The sequence below is a fragment of the Treponema sp. R80B11-R83G3 genome (assembly GCF_054786115.1).
This window is the reverse complement of the sequence record NZ_BDHF01000607.1, coordinates 1-22,872: the sequence shown is the minus strand read 5'-3', so window position 1 is coordinate 22,872 and position 22,872 is coordinate 1. Positions and strand designations below refer to the sequence as shown.

The following is a 22,872-nucleotide window of genomic DNA, read 5'->3' as shown; positions in this document are numbered from 1 at the left end:
TTCTCCTTACTTATTTATTTGCGTCTTCTATTAACGCGTTCCATTGCTGGGAAACCGCTTCAATAAGTTGTGCGGCTTCGCCGTCATGATACCAGATTTTCCATGCGATATCGCCTCGGTTCAGGCCCGGAACATGCAAGTGGTATCTCCACCGCTGAAATTTCGGGTCGCGGATATATGCCCATGTCTCGTCAATAGCGCGCCTATCCCTGTAAACCTGATACAGAGGCGCTTTCCAGTCATTATCAATCGGCGTATACCATGCTTGAACAGCCCACATAATAGCGTCCACTTGAGCTTTTTTATATGTAGCGGGAACAATCATTACGTTTTCATCGGTAAATACGGTATAATTCTTAGCCTTTGGACCTATGGGGGGAAGAATCATTCCCCAGTCGTCTTTTAAAGTTGAAAAATTGTTGACGATATATTGCTGGTCAATGCGCATTGCGACTTTACCGTCATTGAAAGCGGGAATATGCCAGTCCCACCTCGCGTTTGGAGGCTTTTCCATCATAACTTTTTCATCTCTTAACTTCATAAAAAATTGTACCGCTTCTACAAACTCCGGCCTTGTTGTCGCATTGACAAGTTTTTCTGTTTTCGGATCTTTGTCAACATACGCCGCGCCGTTACTGCCGACAAAAGCGTCCAGTATTTCAGTACTCAGATCGCTTGGCATGGCATAAATATCAATTTTACCGTCGTTGTTTATGTCCCTTGTAAGCTTTTTGCAGATTTCAAGAAATTCATCCCATGTCCATTGGTTGTTTTTTTGCAAGTCATAGGGAAGGTTAGGATCAAGCCCCGCTTCCCTGAACAATCTCTTGTTCCAAACTATAATAGTGGCATGAAAGCTGCCGCCATATCCGGGAGTAAAAGCATAAATTTTATTGTTAAAAGTAAATACGTCATTAACAGTTTTGTTCCAATCGACAATATTTGTTTTTCCAAGGTCTACTTGCCCATTGTCGCTTACGGGGTATAAAAGATTCTGACGGTACAAAGACAATGCCCAATCCGGCTGTAATACCATAACATGCGCCGCCGGTTTCCCCGACATGATGGAAGTAGAGGCATTTTGTAACATTTGATTCCAGCCCCCGATGTTTTTTTGCACGATAACAATGCCGTTGTTCTTTAAAAGCGCTTTCCTGTATTCAAGTAATTTTTCGTCATAATCGCTTTTTGGAACAACTGAATTAACATCGTAATTCTCCCACCAATTGCCGATGATAACCCCGCCCATCGCTTTAATTGTTTTTACGACCGACGCGGGGGCTTTAGGAATTTTTGGCTGCCCAAGTGATATTACATCCGAATTAGACGTTTGCCCTGTGTCATCAGAGCCTTCTCCCCGCAAATTACAACGGGCAGCCGGTAAGAGCATGGCAAGCATCACTACACTGGCAAAAAAAACAATTTTTTTTGGATTGATTGACGGTCTGCGTCCATTGATGATGATACTCATATTTATTCCTTAATGCGTTAAGCGGGAAAATATCCCCGGTAATTTAAATACCGGGGATTAGTAACCTCTAAAAACCTAACGAGGTTTTTAGAGGTTCTCTTACTTATTAGCTTCGTTTATTTTTGTATTCCAGTCCTGAGAAACAGATTCAATTAACTGGGCGGGTTCGCCGTCATGATACCACATATTCCATGCAATATCGCCGCGCTCAAGACCATTGATATAGGAAAAGTATTTTATCATGGCAAGTTTGGGGTCGCGGACAAGCGCCAGAGTTTCATCAACGGCGCGGGAATCACGGAAATAGTTATATTGTCCTGATTTCCAGTCATCATCAGCAGGAGTGTGCCACAGCGCCACTGCCCAAAGAATTTTTTCCACTTCCGCAGGCTTATAAGTAGCGGGAATGACCATCAGGTTATCACGGCTATACACGCGGACAGTGGGGGATTTCGGCCCTCTTGGGAACAGCACCATGCCCCAGTCATCTTTCATTTTATTCAACTCAACAGAATCACTGTTGGCTATATATGACTCATCAACACGCATCGCAACTCTTCCGTCAATAAACTCGGATTTGTACCAATCCCAGTTGCTGCCGTCCGGTCTGGGTTTTAAAACGCCTTCGTTCTTCAGCCTGATGGCATACTGCAGGGCTTCCAGAAATTCCGGCCTGCCTGTAGCATTGACAAATTTACCAGTCCTGGGGTCCTTGTCTACATATTGGGCGCCGTTACTGGAAGTTATCGCATCCAGTATTTCCGTAGAAAGGTCAGCGCACATTGCGTAGGTATCAATTTTGCCGTCGTTGTTTATATCCCGTGTCAGTTTTTTACAAACATCAATGAAGTTGGCCCATGTCCATGTGCCGGCTTTCTGCATATTGTAGGGGAGGTTGGGATCAAGTCCCGCTTCCCTAAACAGGCGTTTGTTAAAAAACAAAGCTTCAAAATTGTTCAGATTGATGCCTACCGAAAAGGCGTAGATTTTACCATCAAAAGTAAAGGAATCAATCGCAGGCTGGTTAAATTCTACCGGCAAATATCCCTTGCCAATGGGCTTAGGACTTTTGATAGTGTTGGGTATCGGGGCAAGCAAACCGCGCGCCCTCATCGCCATAGCCCAGTTTGGCTGCAACATAAAAACCTGCGCTTCAGGTTTTCCTGACATGGTGGATATAACCGCTTTTTGCTGCATCCCATTCCAGTCGGTCAGGGCTTTTTCCCTGATGGTGACGTTGTATTCCTTCATTAATTTTTTACGCTGTTCAAGTAATTTTTCAGCGGCATCATTCTGCGGTTTTCTGGTATTAACGTCATAATCCGCCCACCAGTTTCCAATAATAATTTCCATTCCCTTTACATTCGCCTTGTTCTGACCCCAAACGGGAAACGCCGTAATCAGCGCCAACACCGCCAGCGCCATAATCATCGTTTTTTTCAGCATTATATGCCTCCTCTCAAAATAAAATTTATTTCAAGCGGTCTGCCATAAGATGGCATCCGCATTGAAAACTACATCTTAATACCCGTCTGGCTCAATGACTCAACAAAGGCCTTTTGCGCCACCAGATACAATAATTCTTTCGGGCAAGGCATACCAACATACCGGTGGCTATTATCGCCTTGGTATATCCCATCGGCGCCACAGTATAAACAGCGCCCGCACTGCTGTTCATTGACATCCACCACGCGCCCAGCCTGTCGGCAATTCTGCTCAAGCCCACTGATAACATTTTATAGTTACTTAAAAACAATGTCGAGTAGAAAGAATCCGTCCATTGCCACACAAAGGAAAATAAAAAACAGGATGTGAGCATTGGCGTAGCGTCGGGAAGCATTATCCTGATAAAAGTCTTGAATCTGCCGCAGCCGTCCACCCACGCCGCTTCTTCAAGTTCTTTGGGCATACCGCGGAAATACTGCCTGAGCATAAAAATATACAATCCGCTTTTCAAGCCCATGCCCGTAGCGGAAAGCAGCCAATAACATGCGGCGCTGTCCAACAGATTAGCCGGATCGCCGGTTATCAGGCGCAATAGGCCGAATATGTCAAAGAAACGGAAATTAAGGTAGAGCGAAGCCATGATAGTCTGAGGCGGAACGACAATAATCAGCATAACGCACATAAACCAAAAATTTTTCAGAGGAAATTTATAACGCGCAAAACCATAACCCGCCATAGTACACGCGGAAACCTGTAAAGCGGAACTGACCAATACAATAATTATGGTTTGCAGCAGCGCGGGCCAAAACTCAAGCAGTTCTCCCGCCAGCCTGTAATTTCCCAGCGTAAAATGACGGGGAATGCTCACAACCGTACTGTCGTACAAATCCTGCTGTTCCATAAAACTGACGCTGAGTTTATCCAACAACGGCTGCACGATAAGAAAACACAGGCCAAAGAGCAGTACAGCGCGGCATATTTTATACGCTATGTCAAGAATAGTTTTTTGAAGATGGTATGAGCGGGATATGCCGCCCCATTCTCCGGTTTTATCATTGTTATTCATAGTAGTACACCCTTTTGGAAATTATCGCCATCGCAATGCCGATGATTAAAATAACGGTAAAAAAATACACCCATGCCATTGCGGTAGAAAAACCGTATTCCATACGCTGCATCATTGTTACCCTAATTTTTTCCATAACGCGATTATCAGTTCTGATAAAATAATCAACAACGCTGTAAACGACATTAACAAGTATCAGTGGACTGATCATTGGGAACGTTATTTTCCAGAAACACTCCCAGCTTGTCGCTCCTTCGATTTTAGCAGCCTCAAACATACTTGGCGGAATTGTTTGCAGGGCGGAAAGGAAGATAATTATCTGTATGCCGGAAGCCATCGCTATATCGTAAATTTGATTTATGGTTTGGAAAATATACGCCATAAAATCGCTTGCGGCGCCTTCAGTAACGAGTATATCCTCAAGCACGCCGGTAACCGACGACTTCATTAAATTGCCTTCCTTTATAATATCCGCCATGCTGCTCAAAAGCGTATTATTGGTCTCAAGCCCAATCATGATGCCGGAAGAAAGAATTACAGGCAGAAAGAAAATCGCCCGCACTATCCCCCTTGCCTTAAATTCCTGATTCAGTATAAGGGCGGCAAACAGGCTGAAAATAATTACAGCAGGGACTATCAGGAGCATACGCCCAATTTCTTCGACAAGCAGACGGTTAAACTCAGGATCAATCATAAGAACGCGTTTTAAATTATCCATTGCGGAAAAATTCATTGAGAATCCGTTTTTTTCCAAATCGATATTAACGTCGCTGAATACCATTCGCAGGGATTCCAGAATCGGCAAAAACATAAACGCCAATAGGCCGAGCAGGAAGGGCAGAATAAACAGATAACCCGCAACCGCGTTCTTGCCTTCAAGCGTCAGGGAAAATTTATCATTCTTTTTTATTAAATACATCAGTTGCCCCTCCGTAGTACCGCGTAACTGTTCGCGTTAATAACAACACCGTCATAATTAACGGCGTTGTCCGTACTGTTCACTATAACGCGCCTTCCGTCTTCATATTCGGTAAGCGTCAATCCCGCTGATATAATAACATGATCGGTAATCGCCTTGTCGTACAGTCCCGCAAAATCGGCGGCAAATTTTTGGTACAGGGCGTTGGCATCCGGCGACCATTTGTCGTATTCGTTGGCATAAAATTGCCTGAACTTTGTTTCCTGCAACACGGTAGTTTCTTCGCTCATAAAACTGAAGTACAGCCCCGCCCCGCTCTCAATGGTTTTAAGCAGATTTTTAGTGTAATCTTCGGCAAGGTTTATCGCCGGCCCAGTATATGGAACCAGTCCGTGAAGAACAATCTGATAAAATGGCACCGAAACATCAGTTATGCCGAAACCTTGATCGTCAATGGTCATGTCAGTAATGAAACTTGCCAAGGGCGCGGCATACGCATAACCCGTGTTTAACATAACGCCGGTTCCTTTACCCGACAATTCATTAAGTTTTTCCTGTCTCATCTTCATTGAAGCTTCGCGGCTGACAAGCCTCTTTTCATGGTAGTCGCCTGAAAGTTTCGCGCCCAAACTTCTGAACGCTATGTTATGCAGATTAAATTTTGCGGACTTACGCGAAAACTTGTCTATCAGGGACATCATGTAGGCGGGGCGGGCAAGATAACTCAGTTTGCCCCAGCGGATACGTTCTCCGAACCAGACAAAACTGAAAGGATATTTTTCTATCCGTTTACGGTTTACATAACGCGCAGCATCGCGGTAAAGATCAAAACCGTCAAACGGTTTGACATTCCTAATAAAAAGAAAATCCGCTTCGGGAAAAATTTCATAGCCGTTTTCTTTAGCGGCGGATGTCATTTTTTTAAAATCTCTTTTACTGCCAAGCTCAGTTATCAATTTAATTTTTCCCGGTATTGTATGTTCAACGCTGCGGTTAAACCAGCCGGTAAGTTTTATCCTCACATTTTTCCAGCCCCATTTGGCAAAATCATCTATCATGCTTTCAGATTCTTTATAAGAAGTAAGTTTCAACGGCAGATCAAGCGGTATGCCAAGCCGGTGCTGGGTCTTGTTCACCGCGCCGACAATCTCTATGGCGATTGGTACGCCGTTCTCTGTACTCGCGCCCAAAGACGGATGTTTTTGCATAAGCCATGAACGGTATTCTTTTGCCATACCAACATAACCGTCTTGAGCGCATGGGGTATAGCGCAGGGTGATACCTTCGCCCGCAGGCAGATTTCTTTCGTACAGGTATACCGACCTGTCGGAACGGCCTGAAATGTCCATTTTAGCGCCGTGAACTATGTTAAATTGGGGATATACATTGTTCCACGAACTGTTACGGCCTGATACGTCGGCGCGCACTCCGCCGTATGAAGCGCCTTCTTCAATGACGCATAACATGGCATTCCCGTTTTTCTGTATGCCAAATACGGGGAAAAGCGCTTTGTTGTCATTGATTATCGCATCACGCGGTGTCGCCTCATCCCAGCCATATACATCGTTGTTATACGCTAATTGGTTCTGCTTTTTGTTGTTAAAGTATATCAGCGCCCCGCTACCGTCTGGAACAAGCAGATAACCTTCGTCATCGACTCCCCCGGCTCCCATATACGGCAGAAGGCTTAATTGGGTTATGGGATACGCCGGCCTGTACGCTATTCTGTCAAAAGGCACATTAAGCACCAGTGATTTTTCGTCAAGCGTATAACGCAACGTTATGTTAAATGCAGGTTTGTCCGCGCCCTCCGGTGCCGTATAAAGGGAAGAGTCTTCAGAATAGTCATCGAATGTGTAGCCGGCTTGAGCGAAAAGTTCTTCCATTGTTTCTTTCATGTATTCTTGCGTATTATCACGTAACACATACATTTTTGTCCGGCTGAGATCGGGATAATTGGACAAGAGCTTGGCTTTGTCGTCGCTTGAGCGCAGATTGTTAATGTCGTAGAGACGGTAACTTGCTTCAACCTTGCGCCTGTCGTCAAGTTCCATTTGTTCCAAAAACGGCAACATCCTTTGTTCAGGCGCCGCCGGTGGAATAATATAACTGCGGGCAATATCGCCGATTGAATAACGCACTTCAAGCATATTATCCGACAGGGAATAATCGTAAACACCTAACGCCACGCTGTTAAGGCTTGAATACAAAGTCATGCCGACTCCGGCGGCATCGGCGTATTCCAGAGAGAACTGGGAGCCTAAAAAATCTTTTGTTACTACATCGGCAAGCGCGTCGTTTTCGGCATCCTTAGGATTAGAACGCCATTGTACGCCGTTTGCCTTGTCCGTAAGAATTATTTCCGCAGTTTGCGGCAAGAAACGCAGATGCAAATATTCATTTTCAAGAACAAGCTCTTCCGTACTGCCATCGTTTTCAAAAAGAGTAACAGTCCTCGCCCTTGACGCCTGCCTCCCGCAGGAACCAAAAGCAAAGAGAATGAATAAAACCATAAAAATTCCCGCAACTCTCCTCACCATTACCCCTAACTCCTCCCTAATCCCATCTTTTCTTCACTGCTCACTTCTCACTGCTCACTGTTATAGTACCCTAAAAAGTATTTCCTTATACAAGGATATAAAGTAAGCTACAGCGTCGCTGACAAGACTGAAGAAAATTACAAATATAAAAACCATTATGCCCATTCCAACTATGGTAAGCAAACTGGAACCGATTGTTTTTGCCAATGAATAATCGTGAACCATCATCATACCGGCAAGTATCAAGATACCAGTCCATATAGCGGAAAAGCCCGCAAGCACCCAGTAAATCGCGCCTTCATCAAAAGTAATTATTTGGCTTAACACTATCATAACCGCATTGATGATTACATAAGGAGTAAGCGCGTAACAAACGGACATATAAATTTCAAACATTCGACCCTTGCCGTCCATAAGCGTCGTAAGACTCCAGTTTGCGACAGTCCATAGCCCGACTGGCAATAAAATTCGCAGGGCGACAATGACAGAGTTAAAGTATTCCATGTTAATTGAAACAAACTGGAAATTTGTTAATGTAAGGCGAAGAACTTCCACCACAACGGCAAGAGCGATTATAATATTTGCCGCAGCGATAGAACCGCGCTTTTCATGAGTTAAATCCCAAAAACCGTCAAGCGGGTGGGTGCATACATAAAGTGAGTATTTAAGCGTCTTTCCCAAACGCGTCCACCATTCTTTATCGTTAAGGTATTTCATGCTTCCTTAATCTCCTTGACGGTTTTAATTGAGAATCTGATAACAGGCGGCAGAAGAACAGCGATTCCTATAATTAAAAGTATCCACCAGAGGTTTTCTTCCATCCATTGCTTGCGGTACAACCGGAAAGCTTTTCCGTAACCTTCGCGGTAATGTTTTAACTTATAATACTTCATGGCTTTTTGAAATTCTTTTTCCCTAAGCGCCGCCCGGCCGATTCCAATGTAAGCCAAATCATAATTTCCGTTCATTTTTAAAACTTTTTCCCAAACTACCGCTGATGACTCATAACGGCCGGCTTTGTATTCGTTTAACGCTTCGTTAATTAACGCTCCGTAATCGGTAAGATCAAAGCGGGTAAGGGTGGCGGCTCTTGAATCAAGGGCGTATAAAGCGTATCCCATTTTTTCAAGGGCAATCGGCTGCAAGAACGAACCCTTTCGGTTGCCGACTCCGCCAAAAGCGTATAACAGGTTTGCCTGAAAATCATACATAAAAATACGCCCGCGCGCCCTATCAAAACAGGCGTAAGAATCGTTATCAAAAGCTACTACGTCTATAAAACGGGAACGGCCTGATATGCCGCCCGCGTTACCTACCGCCAAATCGCCTACCGGATCTTCATAACCGTTACGGATTAAAATATCCTGCCCCATCGCGTTAAGCCGCCTGACAGGATCCGTCTGCCCCATAGAATTGGTAACATAAATAAACCCATCCCTGTCCAGAGCGACATTGCTGTACTCTGTCGGAATAAATAAATCCATGCGCTCTTTTTGCGCCTGAGTAGAAAGAAGTTTCCATATATAATCAATTGGATTAACTGTAACCTTATTCGCTCCCATATAACCGGAAAATTCCCAACGGCTGTCAAACTCCATAAGCCCTTTGTTAATGTTACGCGCTTGAATAAAAACGCGGTTCGCGAAATCAACGACCAGCTTTACAGGAAGAAATTCCGTAAGCTCACCAATGCTCTCATCTTCAGGTTTATCAATTGTATAAATATATTTCCAGTTATTATCAAGTACAAGCACGCGCCTATTATTAGTGTCAGTAATATAAAGATTACCGTCCCTGTTTTCAAAAATATCCATAGGATAATTAAACGGCGATTCTTCCCCGTTAATAATTACGGAAGAAACATTTGCTTTTACGGTATGCTTGCCGTTTTCATCAACTTCAATTTTTAAAATCCGGTTATTGCCCGAATCGCAGATATAAATGCGGTTATCCCGAATAAATAACCCCTGAGGATCCCTAAAATGGCCTACTTCCAAATCAGTTCCAAGAATATATTCGCTAACACGGTACGCGTCAGGCGAAGAAACCTGCTCCAGCCAATAGTCATAATTGTAAGTGTAGTTGGTGGGATCGGCGTGGAGTGATAGTACGGGGGTAAATAACATAACGGCGAGTAGGAAGAGAGGGAGCAGTGAGCAGTGAGCAGTGAGCAATGAGGAATTAGGAGAATATTTTTTATGCTTAAAAATTAATTTAACTTTTTTCATTTGTATCATTCCTTTATTCCTGAGCTTGCCATTGTTTGCAGGACATTGCTTTGGGCAAAGATAAACATTATTAACGGGACAATCATTACAAAGAGCGTTACTGCGGCTCCTACGCCGGCGCGGGCGATACCGCCTGTGATAATCTGGCCAAGCGCATAAGGCAGTGTTTTTAATTGTTCTGAATATATAAAGTTGGATGCCCTCGCGTTACAAAGGTTCTGAACAGAAAAGATCATTACGGTAAGCCACGCCGGCTTAATCATTGGCAGAACTATCCATATAAAAATACGAAACTCCTTTGCGCCGTCTACCTTTGCCGCTTCCAACAGCGTATCCGGTATGGTGTCAATGAACTGCTTTAACAGAAAGAATCCCATAGGCATGGCAAACGCGGGAACAATTACGGAAAGGTAAGTGTCTACCCAGCCAAGACGCGCCATAACAAGGTAGTTGGGAATCGCCGTAACATAGCCTGAGAACATAAGGGTTATGATTACGCCGGTAAAAAATATTTTGGAACCGGGGAATTTATACTTTGATACGACAAACGCGCCCATAGACGCTACAATAATTAAGCCGACGGTTCCGACAACGGTAATGAATACAGTATTAAAAATGTAACGTGAAAAAGTAACCCATGACTTGCTCATAAGAATAAACATATCCTGAAAGTTATTTAACGTGGGACGTTTGACAAAAAGAGTGGGCGGAAACCGGAAGATTTCATTTAACGGTTTAAAAGCGTTGTTAATCGCAAAAACAAGCGGATACGCGAAGAAAAGCCCAAAAAGAGTGAGGATTGTAATAATAAACGCGTCTCCGCCGAATGAACGGTTAAGTCTTCTGCCGCCGACTAATTTTTTGGGCTTTTTTACCATGTTAAGTTCCCACCCGTTTAAGCATTTTTTGAATAACCGTATTAATTACAATCATTGTAAAAAACAGTATTGTGGCAATGGCGGAAGCGTAACCCATTTCAAAACGCACTGAACCGTAATCAACAAGATGGTTGACAACGGTATGCACGGCATAATCCGTACTTGGAGAACCGGCAAGCGCGACTGTTACGTCCGCGACCCCGAATGACTGCGTAATAGCCATGACCGCGCCGAACATCAACATTCCCTTCATGTTTGGCAAAGTAATGTACCACAACTCCTGCCAGCGATTGGAAATCCCATCTACAAGACCGGCTTCATAAAGAGTCGGATCAATCGTGGAAAGGCCGGCAAGGAACGCTAGGAAGCCCGCGCCTAAACTCATCCACAGGATAACTATAAGCATTACGGGCATCATATAATGGGGATCGGTCAGCCAAAATATCGGCTGGTCAATAATACCTATGTTCATTAAAATGCCGTTTATATAACCGTAAGCGTCGCCTGAAAATATCAGTGTCCAGATCATGTAAACAGCCCCGGAAATTGACGGCGCGTAGAAAATTAAAGTTACAAAAGCGCGAATATAGCGCGGCAATTCGTTAATAAACCACGCAAACAGGAAAGCGGCGATATAGCCGATTGGCCCCGTTATCGCCGCCATAATAAACGTGTTTTTTAGCGAAATTAAAAACACATCATCACCTAACAGAAGATTGATATAATTGCGCAGCCCGATAAACTTAGGCGGTTCAAGAATGTTATAATACGTAAAACTGAAAAATATCGATATTACAACAGGAGCGACAAAGAAAAGAAGGAAAACAATCGCATAAGGAGCAAGAAAAATATAACAGACCTTATGTCTGCTTATTTCTTTTATGAGCCTTTTATTTTTCTCTTTTATTTTGTTATAATAGCTTGAAAAACTCATTTATCCCCCTATTCCAAACCAAATTCTTTTCGTTTTTTAATTAACTCATCGTTAATTGTAAGCGTATAATCCAACAGGGTTTCCCGCGTATCCTGCCCTTCATTTAAAATCTTGCGCACGGCGTTTGTAATATGGCGGCTAATAAAGTATCCGCCGGGAACTTCAGGCACTCCCACAGTCCACTTGCGCTGTTCGTCAAGAACCGCCATTTGCTCCGAACCCCATGAAAGCCGCCTGAAAGCCGCATAATTCGCGGTGGGATAACGCGCAGCCGCGCCCATGATGCTTTCAAGCTCACGTCCGTACCTAAGCTGAGTATCCGCGCTTATCCACCATTTCATAAATTGCCACGCCGCTTCTTTATTTTTCGACCCGGAAAAAATCATGGAAGCGAGAGTTCCCGTTGAAACGGAGCGGTTTATTACTCCATTTTCCCTTGGAAGACCCGGCATTCTGGAGAAACCCCATAAACCTCGGAGTTCCGGCGCGAATACTTCCAACGTATTAAAATTTGTATAATCCGCGAACGCGAGCGGCATTTCACCTGTACGGAAACGGTTTACAAAATCGTAAACGACCGGCGTTTTATAGTGGGTAAAGAATTTTGTGTAAACGTCAAAAGCTTCTATGGCGGTCTCACTGTCTAAAAGAGTCCGCGAATTTTCTTCATTGTACATGCGTCCGTCGCGCTGGAACAGGTGCGCAAGGAAGTTTGAAAAGTCGATATTTGCCTGAATGCTAGTCGCGACGGAAGGAACGCCTACATTCATATTATTTTTTTGAATAACGGGCAGGATATTAATTAATTCATCCCATGTATCGGGAATTGGAAGCCTTAATTCTTCAAAAATATCCTTCCTGTAAAACATTACGTGAAAATACTGCGTTTCCGGCAAACCGTATACGCCGCCCTCAAATGTAAAAGGAACAATCACGCTTGTGCTTAAATCTTTTACCGCCTCATCAAAATCGGGAAACTTTGAAATATCTACAGCCGCGCTGCGAATGGCGTAATTGACAGGATCGCCCTGAGGAACGGTAAGAGCCATGTCAGGCCCCGTACCCGCTACAACCGCCGGCATAACAGCGTCCGCGGCTACAAGTTTTACGTTTACTTTTATTCCTGTTAACGGAGTAAAAGTATCGTCTATCATCGCTTTTAAGATTGTACTTTGATCGCGGCCCGCAAGAATCCAAACATTGATAACGTCGGCGCTCTTGCGGTGAAAATCGCCAAGGTTATTGTAATCAACAAAGAACGACGCGAAAAATGAGCGTATTTCATGCGAAGCGGCGACAAAGAAATTTTCATGTATTTTAGGCAATTTCGCGTCAGAGGCGCTGATTGTAATGTAATCAATATCAAGCTGTGATTGGGAAAGGGCGAGCAAACTGTCGCCAAGAGAGCTTATATTAGTTTTAAAATTAACAAGCGTTCTTGGAATTTTGTCAGGCCTTCTTACAAAAAGTTCAAGCTGACGGGCAAGAGTCAACGCAACCGCCGCCTGAGCGCTTCGCTCGCCTGAATAGTTCGTTAAATCATCAACCAGCTTAAACAGTATTTTGCTCTCCAGTTTCATCGCTTCAATAACTTCTGGATACACGACATCAACGCGGTAATCGCGGTAAATATCCGGCTCAGGCCCGGTCAATACAAGTATTTTTCGGTATATCGCGTTCAGGCGAAAAACGCTTTCTTCCATTATGTTAAGCATTTCGCCCATGCCGCCCAGAGTCGCCTGGATACGAATGGTATTCGGACCCGCTTCCAACGGAAAATAAAAATACCCGTTATTATCACCTAACGTAACAAGATTCCACTTATTGCTATAGACAAAAGGCACGGCGGAAAGTTCCTGAACGGGAATTTCCCCATTTATCATAACAGTACGGTTTGAAACAAAACCTCTGTTATAATTTTGCCTGCCCTTAATTGAAATACGGTACATCCCGTTTTCCGGCGCTTCAAATTCCCACTCGATCCACTGCCCCGCCACGCGCCAGCTCTGACCGCCAATCATGTTCAGTCTTATCCTTGCCACGCTTGGAGGTTCTGTCGCGCCTGAAGAACGATCATAAATAGGGTACAGGGAAGGATCGGATCTTCGCGTCGATTTTTCTCCCTGAATCCTCAATAAATAATTACTGCGGTTGTTTTTATATTTATCTAAATTTATGTTAGAAATAAAATCACGGTAACTCTGCGTCTTTACAGGGGCTTTTATTGAAAGAGAACGGATCACTACAGGTTCATTTATGCCCGTAAGCCTGATGGTATTTGCGCCTTGCCGCAAATAGAAAGAATAAGGCTCCGCAAAATAACCCAATGAATCCCTAAACCACTCGTTTTCCCAGCGCGGTTTTTCAACCTGAGAAGAACGGATTTCGTTACCCTGATTGTCAAAACGGCTGTTGGAACTGTCGCCCCAGACGCGCTGGAAAGAAAGCCTGTCCGCGCCAAGAAAGGGAATCTCGCCGTTAATTGAAAGAGCGCGTTCAATCGCGATGCCCCTTGACTCAACCGGGTAATATTCCATTTTTATAAAATAAAGCCCTGCCTGTTCAACATTGACCGTATACTCAACAAAACTTATTTCTTCCGTGCGCAGAACACGCGCTTCATTTTCAAAATTATTAAGCGTAGAAACTCCCTGCGCGGAAGTCCATGCAAAAATATTGACAGGAATGTCCTGTTGTCCGGCAGGCGCGTCAATGTAACGTTCCATGTAGCGGGAATATGTATTGGTTCTTCCGGTACTCGCGCCGCTAAGATCAAAGCCGGCATACTTTGCGGAAAAATCCTGTTCTTTCCTTGTTACGGCAAAAATAATCAGCGCCACAACAACGATAATAACGGCGGCAGTTATCAAAATTTTAACTTTAGTATTATTTTCATCCATTTTTATAACTGCCTTTATTCATAAAATATATCTATTTAACACTATTAATCATAATATTAATAAGAACGGAACTGTCCGCCGAATTCGGCTGACCCGTTATACGGTCAAAAAGACCGTATTTTTCCCCATTGCCTCTTATAGCCCCATTGTCCCAATAAATTGGAACAAGACCGTATTTTTTTGCGGTAACAAATACATGGGTAAAGTAATTTATTCTGCTTTGGCGCGCCTGCGCTTCAACTGCTTTGTCGTCCGGATGCAACTGTAAAACCGCGCCAGTTTCTCCTATAATTACCGGAATCTTATTATCAATGAATTTTCCCTTGAAGGGGGCAAAATCATTTTCTACTCTTTGTTTTTCGCTATCTGTTCCCCATGAGGAACGTTTTCCATCTATGGCAAACTCACTTGGCTCATAATAATGAAAAGTAACAATCTGTCTGTTAGGGGCGCTGTCAGGCGGCAGCCAAAAATAATTGGCTACGGTGTGTTTAGCGACGGTACAATAACCGGGAAGAACAAGATAACGCGTGGCGTTATTGGAGCCTGTGTCCCTTACAACTTTTGTAAAAAGCCGGTTCCATTCGTTTACAATATCATATTGAGGATTCTGTACGCTTTCACTGCCCCACCCCCAGTTGCCGTCATGAATTTCGTTCATTGATTCAAAGAACAGCCAATCGCCGTAATTTTTAAAATACTCCGCTATCTGCTTCCACACGCGTACAAATTTAAATGTTACTTCTTTGTAACCGTCCTCGCTTGCCCGGGCTTTGTTGACAGAAAGCCAGCCATTGTCCCTTCCTTTTACGGTTGAGCCGTCGTGGTGCAGATTGATAATCGCCTTGAGACCGGCGTTATGCGCCATATTAACCACTTCTTCGACGCGCTCCATATATTTTTCATTTATATGATAATCAGGCGCGGGGCCAATCCAGCCCATCCATGTTACGGGGATGCGCACCAAATTAAAACCGGCCTGTTTAACGCCGTCAAGCAGCGCCTGATTTATTTTTGGGTTACCCCATGCAGTTTCGCTTGCCCGTCCGCTGACATAGGCGTCAAGACTATTTCCGACATTCCAACCGACAAGCAGTCCTTCATCATGAAAATAATCGAAGGCTGTTTTATCAGACATCGGTTGCGGAGTATAATCATTTTTCGTATCCGAGACTTTTGGCTTATATGAAAGGTTCACTGCCTCTTTTCGCGAAACAGAAGACGAATGGCAGGATGCTAACAGGGCAGAGATAAACAAGCATAGCAAAAACTTTTTCATTATTCGCGGCCTTCCATAAAAGCTCTTTAAACCCCACACAAAGGATTTATTTTACATTGAGATAAACGGCGTTTTAATACCGTTTATCGCGTTGGTTCTGACCGCTTTTAGCGGTCAGAACATTCCTCTGTGTGAGGCGAGTATACATATTTTATCTAATTTTTACTAAAAACAAATTCGCTAAAAGTTATAGTAAACGCTTTTTGTTTACCGGAACCTTTTGAACCTTTTCTCCCCTCACCAGACGTTTCCATTCCAATCAAATTTGCTTCAACTTTTGTGCTTGTCGCGCTTTTATTTGCGACAAACGTTATTTCCGCGGAGAATGGCACGCCCGCTTTAAGCTGTGAGCCGGGAACTTTTATCTGCGGGGTAAGTTCAGTATGATAATTTGCCGCAGAAGTATGATCTACCAGATAAATCCTCATTTCAGCTTCCAGATCGCGGCTTGCGGTGCAAGTGAATTTTAATGTATAGGTATCGCCTTTACTGATCTTGTTTCCATTAAATACGCGAGCATCGCCAAAATAGACCATATAGCCATCCGCATATTCAAAATTGTCAACAACATTCCATACAACATCGGTTAATGAGCCGCCAACCGGTTTTGCCATCTTCGCCTCAGCCGCCGCCGCGTCTTTTACCGCTTTATCATTGGCTTTCTTTTCGGCGGCAGACAGCGCGGGAGTACCGTCTGTATAAAGCTTGAGATCCCATAATTTAAATTCAAACGTGCCGGGACTGCCGTTGCGGGTAGTCTGGAATTCAATAAACTGGGCAAGCTCCGTATTAACCTTCGCCCCTATTGATTTTCCCCATGAAGGCTGCATCAGGTACTCTATCGGTACAACGACAGTTATAGGCTGGCCTTTTACAGTATTAAACCTATACTCATAATAAGCGTAATCTTTTACGTCTGATGTGGTGATTTTAACGGCATAATCGTCTCCATCCCCCATAACCTTGAACGAAAAGCCGGTACACTTTTTGAGTATATTCATAGTCGCATCATCGGGAGTTACTTTAACATTAACAAAGCCATACTCGTACTTGTTGGTTATTGCGCCGGAAAAACCGTAGCCGGTCACACCCTTCTGAATCGTTTCTTCTTTCATTGTAATGGTGGACGAACCCCCATTATCCTCATCGCCGTTGACTGACCATGTCCACTTAAGAGTTTTTGAGTCATAAGTGGTGATTTTTGCCCACGCAAATGAACTAACCAGCGTCATAAGCGCCATGCAGAGAATCAAAGATGTCATTTTTTTGTTTTTCATAAAAAACCTCCATAAAGAATTAATTTAATATTAGAACCGCGCTTGTCTCAAGAGCAATTCTATTATGATAATAATACCCTTATTATCCGCTACCGTCAATAAATATCTATTCCTGCTTAAAAACAAATTCGGTAAAATTTAACGTTACCGCCTTTTGTTTGCCGGAATTTGCGACGCCTTTTTTGCCCTCGCCTTTGGTTATGAACACCAACGCATTAGCGGCGCCGGATGTACCTGTCGCCTCCGCTACCGTCTTGAAGTTTATAGTTGCGGAAACTACTTCCCCCGCCTTGGATTGTTTAAGCTCCACCATGCCGTCATCACCAAGCCATGAAAGAGATGTCCAATATTTTGCCGCCGGAGTGGTATCAACCAAGCCAACCAGTACAACGTCTTCCAGATCGCGGCTTGCCGTGTAGGTTATTTTTAAGGTATAGCTCTCGCCCGGTACAATTTTATGTCCGTTGAACAAACGCCTATCGGAGAGTACGCCCTGATAACCGTCCCCATACTGGAAATTGTCATTCAAATTGAGCGCAAAAGCGCCCAGATCGCCGCCAATTCCCTTAGCCGCCGCAGGAGCCGCCGCCGCTTTTGGTTTTGATTTATTTACATCTTTTTCACTGGGAACGCCGCCTTTATACAGTCTTACATCCCAAAGTTTAAATTCAAACGGACCAGGACTGCCGTTGCGGGTAGTCTGGAACTCAATAAATTGGGCATTGGCAAGATTGACAGATGTCCCTACTGTTTTCCCCCAGGAAGGCTGCATAAGATATTCTATAGGCACTATAACCGTAACAGGCTGACCTTCTACCGTATCAAAAGCATACTCAAAATACGCATAATCCGTTATATCAGATGTTGTAATTTTTACCGCATAACGGTCGCCGTCGCCTAAAATCCTGAATGAAAAAGCTGAAATGGTTTTAAGTATGTCCAGGGTTTTAGGATCGGGGTACAGTTTAACATTAACAAAACCATATTCGTACTTGTTGGTTATGTTGCCTTTAAAACTGTAGGCGGGTACACCTTCCTGAACGCCTTCAGTCATGGCGATAGTGGATGTTCCGCCATTATCCGCGTCGCCGTTGACTACCCAGTCCCAGCTTGTGGCTGTCGAGTCATAGGCAGTAATCTTGCCGCCGCTTGTCGCACAGGCAAAGATAACGGCACAAATAGCGACAAAAAGAGAAAAAAGACACAACTTTTCTATGTTTTTCATAAAAACCTCCATAAAAAGAATTAATTTATTATTATTACTACGCTAAAAACTTTGTCTCAAGATCAATTCTATTATAACAATAATACCCTCATTATCCGCTACCGTCAATAAATATCTATAATAAAGCATGTATTTTTAGAACTAACGAATAACTTTTTCTATAAAACCGGGATATGTTACAGCCGCGCTTTCGGCGGTAGTTATTTCGACAGGAACAGGGCTGCCAAGAGCGGCTGCGGCAAAAGACATAACAATACGATGGTCGCCGTGGCCGTCAATAAGAGGGGTTTTTATTGGAAACAATGCGCCTTTTCCGTGAATAACAAGACCATCCGGTAATTCAGTACAGCGTATTCCAAGTTTTGCTAACTCTTTCATCATTACGGCAATACGGTCAGTTTCCTTGATACGGGCATGGGCGACATTGATAAGAGCCGTATCCCCGTCCGCAAAAGCGGCTGTAACTGCCGCCGCAGGGAGCAAATCAGGCGCTTTGTTAAGATCAAAGGATCCGCCGCGAAGGGAACCGCTGCGGGAAACGGTAATGGACTGACCATTTTCGCCACTATCGTTATATTGAACATCACAGCCCATTTTTTTCAGCATTTCAAAGAAAAATTTGTCTCCCTGAGTGTCTTGCGGGTCAAGACCGAGCAATGTTACAGCGCCTCCGGTAATCGCGGCGGCTGCGGCAGGGAATGCTGCGGATGAAAAATCACCCGGTACAGAGGAAGAGAACGCCTTCCATGAGGAGCCGCCGGGAATGGAAAAAAATGAAAAATCCCGTTCGGTTTTTAAACCGCCGGTTCCTGAACCGCAGATACTGTAGGGAATACCGTGTGCCTTTAAATAGGAAAGAGTCATCTCGATATACGGTTTTTCGTTAAGAAGGGGGACTTCGATTTCGGTTACTGTTTCGGCGGGAGCTAACGGAGCGGCAATTAAAATTGCCGATAAGTATTGGCTTGTAGGGCATGGAAGGTTCACTTTCCCCCCTTTCCATGGACCGCTAATCGTTATTGGGGCGCACCCATCATTACTTTTAGAATTAACGCCAAGACCGGCCAACGCGTCAAGAAGGGGGGCTGCGCTTCGTTTTTGAATCTGTTCATCGCCTGTAAATTCAATGGGTTTTTGCTGAAGGCCGGCAACGGCAAGCGCAAGGTAAAGAGTAGTCCCGGAATTGCCCACGTCGATTAAAGTGCGCGGAACTACCCCGTTTTTAAAACCGTTATTACCCCGTATTTTCCAACTTGTTATTTCGTCGCCGTTACGTTGTTCCGCTATTTCCGCGCCGAAAGCCTTGCAGGCGCAAAGGCACGAGCGGGTATCCAATGAATCAAGCGGGTATTCTATCACGGATTCACCGTCCGCGAGAGAGGCAATCAGTAATTGCCTGATGGTGTGGGATTTTGAAGCGGGGATTTTAAAAGTGCCGGTAAACCGGCGCGGAGTTACGCGAACATTCATCAGATGTATTACGCTCTTTTAAGGATTCTCTCTATCCTGTTTATCAACTCTTCTTTTTTAACCGGCTTTTTAATGTAATCAACCGACCCCATTTCACGCGCTTTTACCTGATCCTGCGGATTTTCAGAAGTCGTGTAAATCGCTATCGGCACACTGTGTAATTTAGTTAGATCACGTATCCTGATGTAAGTATCCCATCCGCCCATTTCAGGCATATTCAAATCCAATAACACCACATTTGGAGTATACCCTTGGAAGAACAAGGTCAAAGCCCCTTTACCGGAATTGACCGTGGTAACGTCATAATTTTTCTCAAGCATGGATTTTGTCAGGGTAAGAACGGTATCCTCATCATCAATTACGATGACTTTTTTCTTTTCATTACCCGATTCAACCTTGAATTTTTCCGATTCCACTTTAAGATCATCAAAGTTCCGTCCATTCTCTGTGCTCATTTCATCTACAAGGGTAACTGCGGCTTTTATTTCCTGCATGGCGCCGTTCACTATTTGGTTCATGCCGCCTACCACGCTATTGCTGATATTAATGAAGTCATCCGTTTGTTTAGTCAGATGATCGCCTGACGCAAGCATTTCTTCCGATCCTTTTTTAACCGACACGCTTATTTCTTTTAGGTGCAGCATGGATTCCAGTATTTGCTTTCCTCCCGTTTCCTGTTCTTCCATCGCGTTGCGGATATTTTGTTCATGTTGCGAAACCGTCTTTACTTCGTCATCAATAACGCCGAAACGGGAAAGAACCTCGTTGGCAGATACGGTTATGCTGTCTATGGAAGCTTTTATTTTTTTCAACATCGCCGCAGTTGTCTTTGACTGTTTTGCCGACGATTCGGCAAGTTTGCGAATTTCATCGGCGACTACGGCAAATCCTCTTCCGGCTTCTCCGGCGTGGGCGGCTTCAATTGCCGCGTTCATCGAAAGCAAGTTTGTCTGGCTTGCTATATTATCCATGACCGCGTTTATCTCCAAAAGCCCCTCGGAGTCCTGCGCAATATCCTTTATCTTTTCCGCTACCGTTTGAAGCCCCGTTTTGCCGTTTTCAGACGCTTCCGTCAAACTGCTGACATTTTTGCTGTTTTCAACCAAAGTTCTGGTTACTGAATTAATGTTAGCTGTCATTTCTTCAACTGCGGAAGATGATGTATTGATGTTCTTGGACAGGCTTTCTATCTGCGTATTCAGACTTACAATGTTATTTTGAATATCTTTTGCCGCCCCGCGAGCTTCTGCGGCACTTTTGTCCTGCTTGACCGTCATGTGCTTCATTCCGTCAAAATTTGTTGAAATATTGTCTACCGCTTTGGAAGTTTTTGCCATATTCGTAGAAAGCTCATGACCCGTATTGGTAAGCGCGTTGATTTTGTATTTAATTACCCCTACAAGGTTTTTAATTCTGTCCATCATAAAGTCAAAGTCATGCGCGAGAACGCCTATTTCGTCCATGTGTTTGAATTCAACCCGCCGCGTTAAGTCCCCGTCTTCCGCTATTTTGTCCAGCGTCAGTACCATGTTATTCAAAGGTTTGAGAGTACCGCTGAGAAATATAAAGGAAATAATTAAAATAGCCATTATAACCGCCATCATCAACAGGAAGAGGATTGTCATATTTCCTTTTAGGGCATCTTTAATGTAAAGGGGTTGAATAGCGGTAATATGCCAGTTAAGGGTAGGTACGCTAACTAAAGCCGCCACGCCTTCGACTACATTAAAAAATTGAGATTCGCCTGATTTTACTTTTTCAAGAATTTCCGCGCCGGTATGTCCAAGGGCTTTATCCAGTTTTGTTTTATTTGTAACAAGATTAACGTCCTTACTGCCGGTTATTTCCCCTAGATCGTTAAAGAGGTATAAAGCCGCGCTGCCTGTATAATTTTTATAAATATTATTAACAAATTCCGTAAGGTCGATACCTGTTCCCACAAGGCCTATTGGCTTATGCTGCGCGTCAAAAACAGGCGCGTTGATAAACAGCAGGGTCTGTTTTAGTTCCGCATTATAGTTGATGTTGAAATTATATTTTTCAGTTTCGTATAGAGTCATTTTGTACCAATAGTTACCCGGGTCTTCGGCATTAAGATGATAATGATTATCCTCGGCAAAGTAAAATTCTTTGTCAACATCACTGCACCAGAAAACCGATTGGCTTTTAAACGCGCGGCGGTATCCGTCTATCTCTTCAAAGGCCATTCTTTTCAGTTCGCTGTCCGCAGGGTTGAGGAAGTGGCGCTGTATCAATGGGGAAGTTGTCATTTTAATGGCAATGGCGATTTCGCTGTTCACCGATGTTTCCAATTTGGCCTTTTGAAGTTCCATCGCGTCCCTCAGTTCATACCCCGCCGTGTAATGGAGGGTTTGCCACATTGAAAAGGTAAAAGCCACGCTCCCACCGATAAAAATAACCAAAAAAAGAACAACGGAGAAAACAATAAAACGGGTTTTTATTGAAGTCCTGCGTTCTTCAGTTTGTTTTTCTTTCATTTTTTCCTCATAATTGACAAGTATAACATATTAATTTGAAAATGATCAACTTGAATTGCCTCATTCACTATTATTCATATTGATAATTTTTTTTGCGGATAAAGGCGATAGATGTTTCTTTATTTTTTTAAATATTCGGTGAAATGGGATACTATTTGAGAATCAACGCTTTTTTTGATGGTTTTCATTAAATCCCAAAGTTGTTGTGTTGAGTTTTTTTCCTTCTTACGCTTGATTGCCAATTTAGGCAGTAATAATTGATAACACTCTAAATTCAACGCTGAAGAAAGTTTGGTCATAGTTTTATCGCTTACCCATTTACGGCAACCTTCAATATCATTAATTGTCTGAATGGATAAGCCGGATATTTCGGCAAATTTTTCCTGTGATAACCCCAATTTATTACGTTGTTCCTTGAGGTTTTTGGCTAAAATTGAACGAATTTCCAGAGGGTTATTTTTCATCATATACTATAGTAAGTAGTAGCATATTATTGACAAGTTACTTGTAATAATGTCTAATATATGTTACTATTAGCGGATATAGGCGATAGATGCCGTAAAAAAGGATTGAAATTTATCTCAAGGTTTTAAGGCGGTGTAAGTTTTTTTAATTAGACTTGTTCGACAACCCATTATTTACACCTGTTTTCAAAATTAATAACACCGCAGATTAAAGACAATCTAAGCAGATGCCTTTTACAGTGATTCCTATATGGATACGCCATAATTTTAAATGTTT

The 22,872-nt window shown here is 43.5% G+C and carries 16 protein-coding genes; all 16 read right to left on the bottom strand.

Features of this window, described 5'->3' with window-relative positions; genetic code table 11:
• Nucleotides 1–10 precede the first annotated feature (10 nt).
• Nucleotides 11–1,471 carry an ABC transporter substrate-binding protein gene (locus ACYVRH_RS15560; protein ID WP_461257755.1) on the bottom strand — a complete coding sequence of 487 codons (1,461 nt, stop codon included), beginning with the start codon at nt 1,469–1,471 and terminating at the stop codon, nt 11–13.
• Nucleotides 1,472–1,570: 99 nt separating this feature from the next.
• On the bottom strand, nt 1,571–2,917 hold the full coding sequence (locus ACYVRH_RS15555; protein ID WP_461257754.1) for an ABC transporter substrate-binding protein: 1,347 nt from the start codon (nt 2,915–2,917) through the stop codon (nt 1,571–1,573).
• 91 nt (nt 2,918–3,008) lie between these two features.
• Nucleotides 3,009–3,983 (bottom strand): carbohydrate ABC transporter permease, encoded by a 975-nt coding sequence (locus ACYVRH_RS15550; protein WP_461257753.1) that lies wholly within the window; start codon nt 3,981–3,983, stop codon nt 3,009–3,011.
• A complete protein-coding gene (locus ACYVRH_RS15545) occupies nt 3,976–4,902 on the bottom strand; it encodes a carbohydrate ABC transporter permease (RefSeq protein ID WP_461257752.1) in 927 nt (308 codons plus the stop codon). Before ACYVRH_RS15545 ends, ACYVRH_RS15550 begins: the two co-directional genes overlap by 8 nt.
• Nucleotides 4,902–7,442, bottom strand: coding sequence for a DUF5696 domain-containing protein (locus ACYVRH_RS15540; protein ID WP_461257751.1), 2,541 nt, complete (start codon nt 7,440–7,442; stop codon nt 4,902–4,904). The genes ACYVRH_RS15545 and ACYVRH_RS15540 overlap by 1 nt, the downstream gene beginning before the upstream one ends.
• A 60-nt stretch (nt 7,443–7,502) precedes the next feature.
• The gene (locus ACYVRH_RS15535) at nt 7,503–8,159 is read right to left on the bottom strand and encodes a YIP1 family protein (protein ID WP_461257750.1); all 657 of its coding nucleotides are present in this window, start codon (nt 8,157–8,159) and stop codon (nt 7,503–7,505) included.
• The gene (locus ACYVRH_RS15530) at nt 8,156–9,670 is read right to left on the bottom strand and encodes a hypothetical protein (RefSeq protein WP_461257749.1); all 1,515 of its coding nucleotides are present in this window, start codon (nt 9,668–9,670) and stop codon (nt 8,156–8,158) included. The genes ACYVRH_RS15535 and ACYVRH_RS15530 overlap by 4 nt, the downstream gene beginning before the upstream one ends.
• Before the next feature lie 5 nt (nt 9,671–9,675).
• Nucleotides 9,676–10,548: a carbohydrate ABC transporter permease gene (locus tag ACYVRH_RS15525; protein ID WP_461257748.1), complete on the bottom strand. Its 873-nt coding sequence runs from the start codon at nt 10,546–10,548 to the stop codon at nt 9,676–9,678.
• Between the two features lies 1 nt (nt 10,549).
• Nucleotides 10,550–11,482 carry a carbohydrate ABC transporter permease gene (locus ACYVRH_RS15520; protein ID WP_461257747.1) on the bottom strand — a complete coding sequence of 311 codons (933 nt, stop codon included), beginning with the start codon at nt 11,480–11,482 and terminating at the stop codon, nt 10,550–10,552.
• An 8-nt stretch (nt 11,483–11,490) separates the two neighbouring features.
• Entirely contained in the window at nt 11,491–14,382 is a 2,892-nt protein-coding gene (locus ACYVRH_RS15515; protein WP_461257746.1) for an extracellular solute-binding protein, read from the bottom strand.
• A gap of 31 nt (nt 14,383–14,413) precedes the next feature.
• On the bottom strand, nt 14,414–15,661 hold the full coding sequence (locus ACYVRH_RS15510) for a glycoside hydrolase family 5 protein (RefSeq protein WP_461257745.1): 1,248 nt from the start codon (nt 15,659–15,661) through the stop codon (nt 14,414–14,416).
• 155 nt (nt 15,662–15,816) lie between these two features.
• A complete protein-coding gene (locus tag ACYVRH_RS15505; RefSeq protein WP_461257744.1) occupies nt 15,817–16,938 on the bottom strand; it encodes a CIA30 family protein in 1,122 nt (373 codons plus the stop codon).
• A gap of 106 nt (nt 16,939–17,044) precedes the next feature.
• Entirely contained in the window at nt 17,045–18,163 is a 1,119-nt protein-coding gene (locus ACYVRH_RS15500; protein ID WP_461257743.1) for a CIA30 family protein, read from the bottom strand.
• Between the two features lie 141 nt (nt 18,164–18,304).
• On the bottom strand, nt 18,305–19,633 hold the full coding sequence (gene aroA / locus ACYVRH_RS15495; protein WP_461257742.1) for a 3-phosphoshikimate 1-carboxyvinyltransferase: 1,329 nt from the start codon (nt 19,631–19,633) through the stop codon (nt 18,305–18,307).
• A gap of 8 nt (nt 19,634–19,641) precedes the next feature.
• Entirely contained in the window at nt 19,642–22,131 is a 2,490-nt protein-coding gene (locus ACYVRH_RS15490; RefSeq protein WP_461257741.1) for a methyl-accepting chemotaxis protein, read from the bottom strand.
• 119 nt (nt 22,132–22,250) lie between these two features.
• Nucleotides 22,251–22,598, bottom strand: a complete 348-nt coding sequence (locus ACYVRH_RS15485; RefSeq protein WP_461257740.1) for a helix-turn-helix domain-containing protein — start codon at nt 22,596–22,598, stop codon at nt 22,251–22,253.
• Between the last annotated feature and the right edge of the window lie 274 nt (nt 22,599–22,872).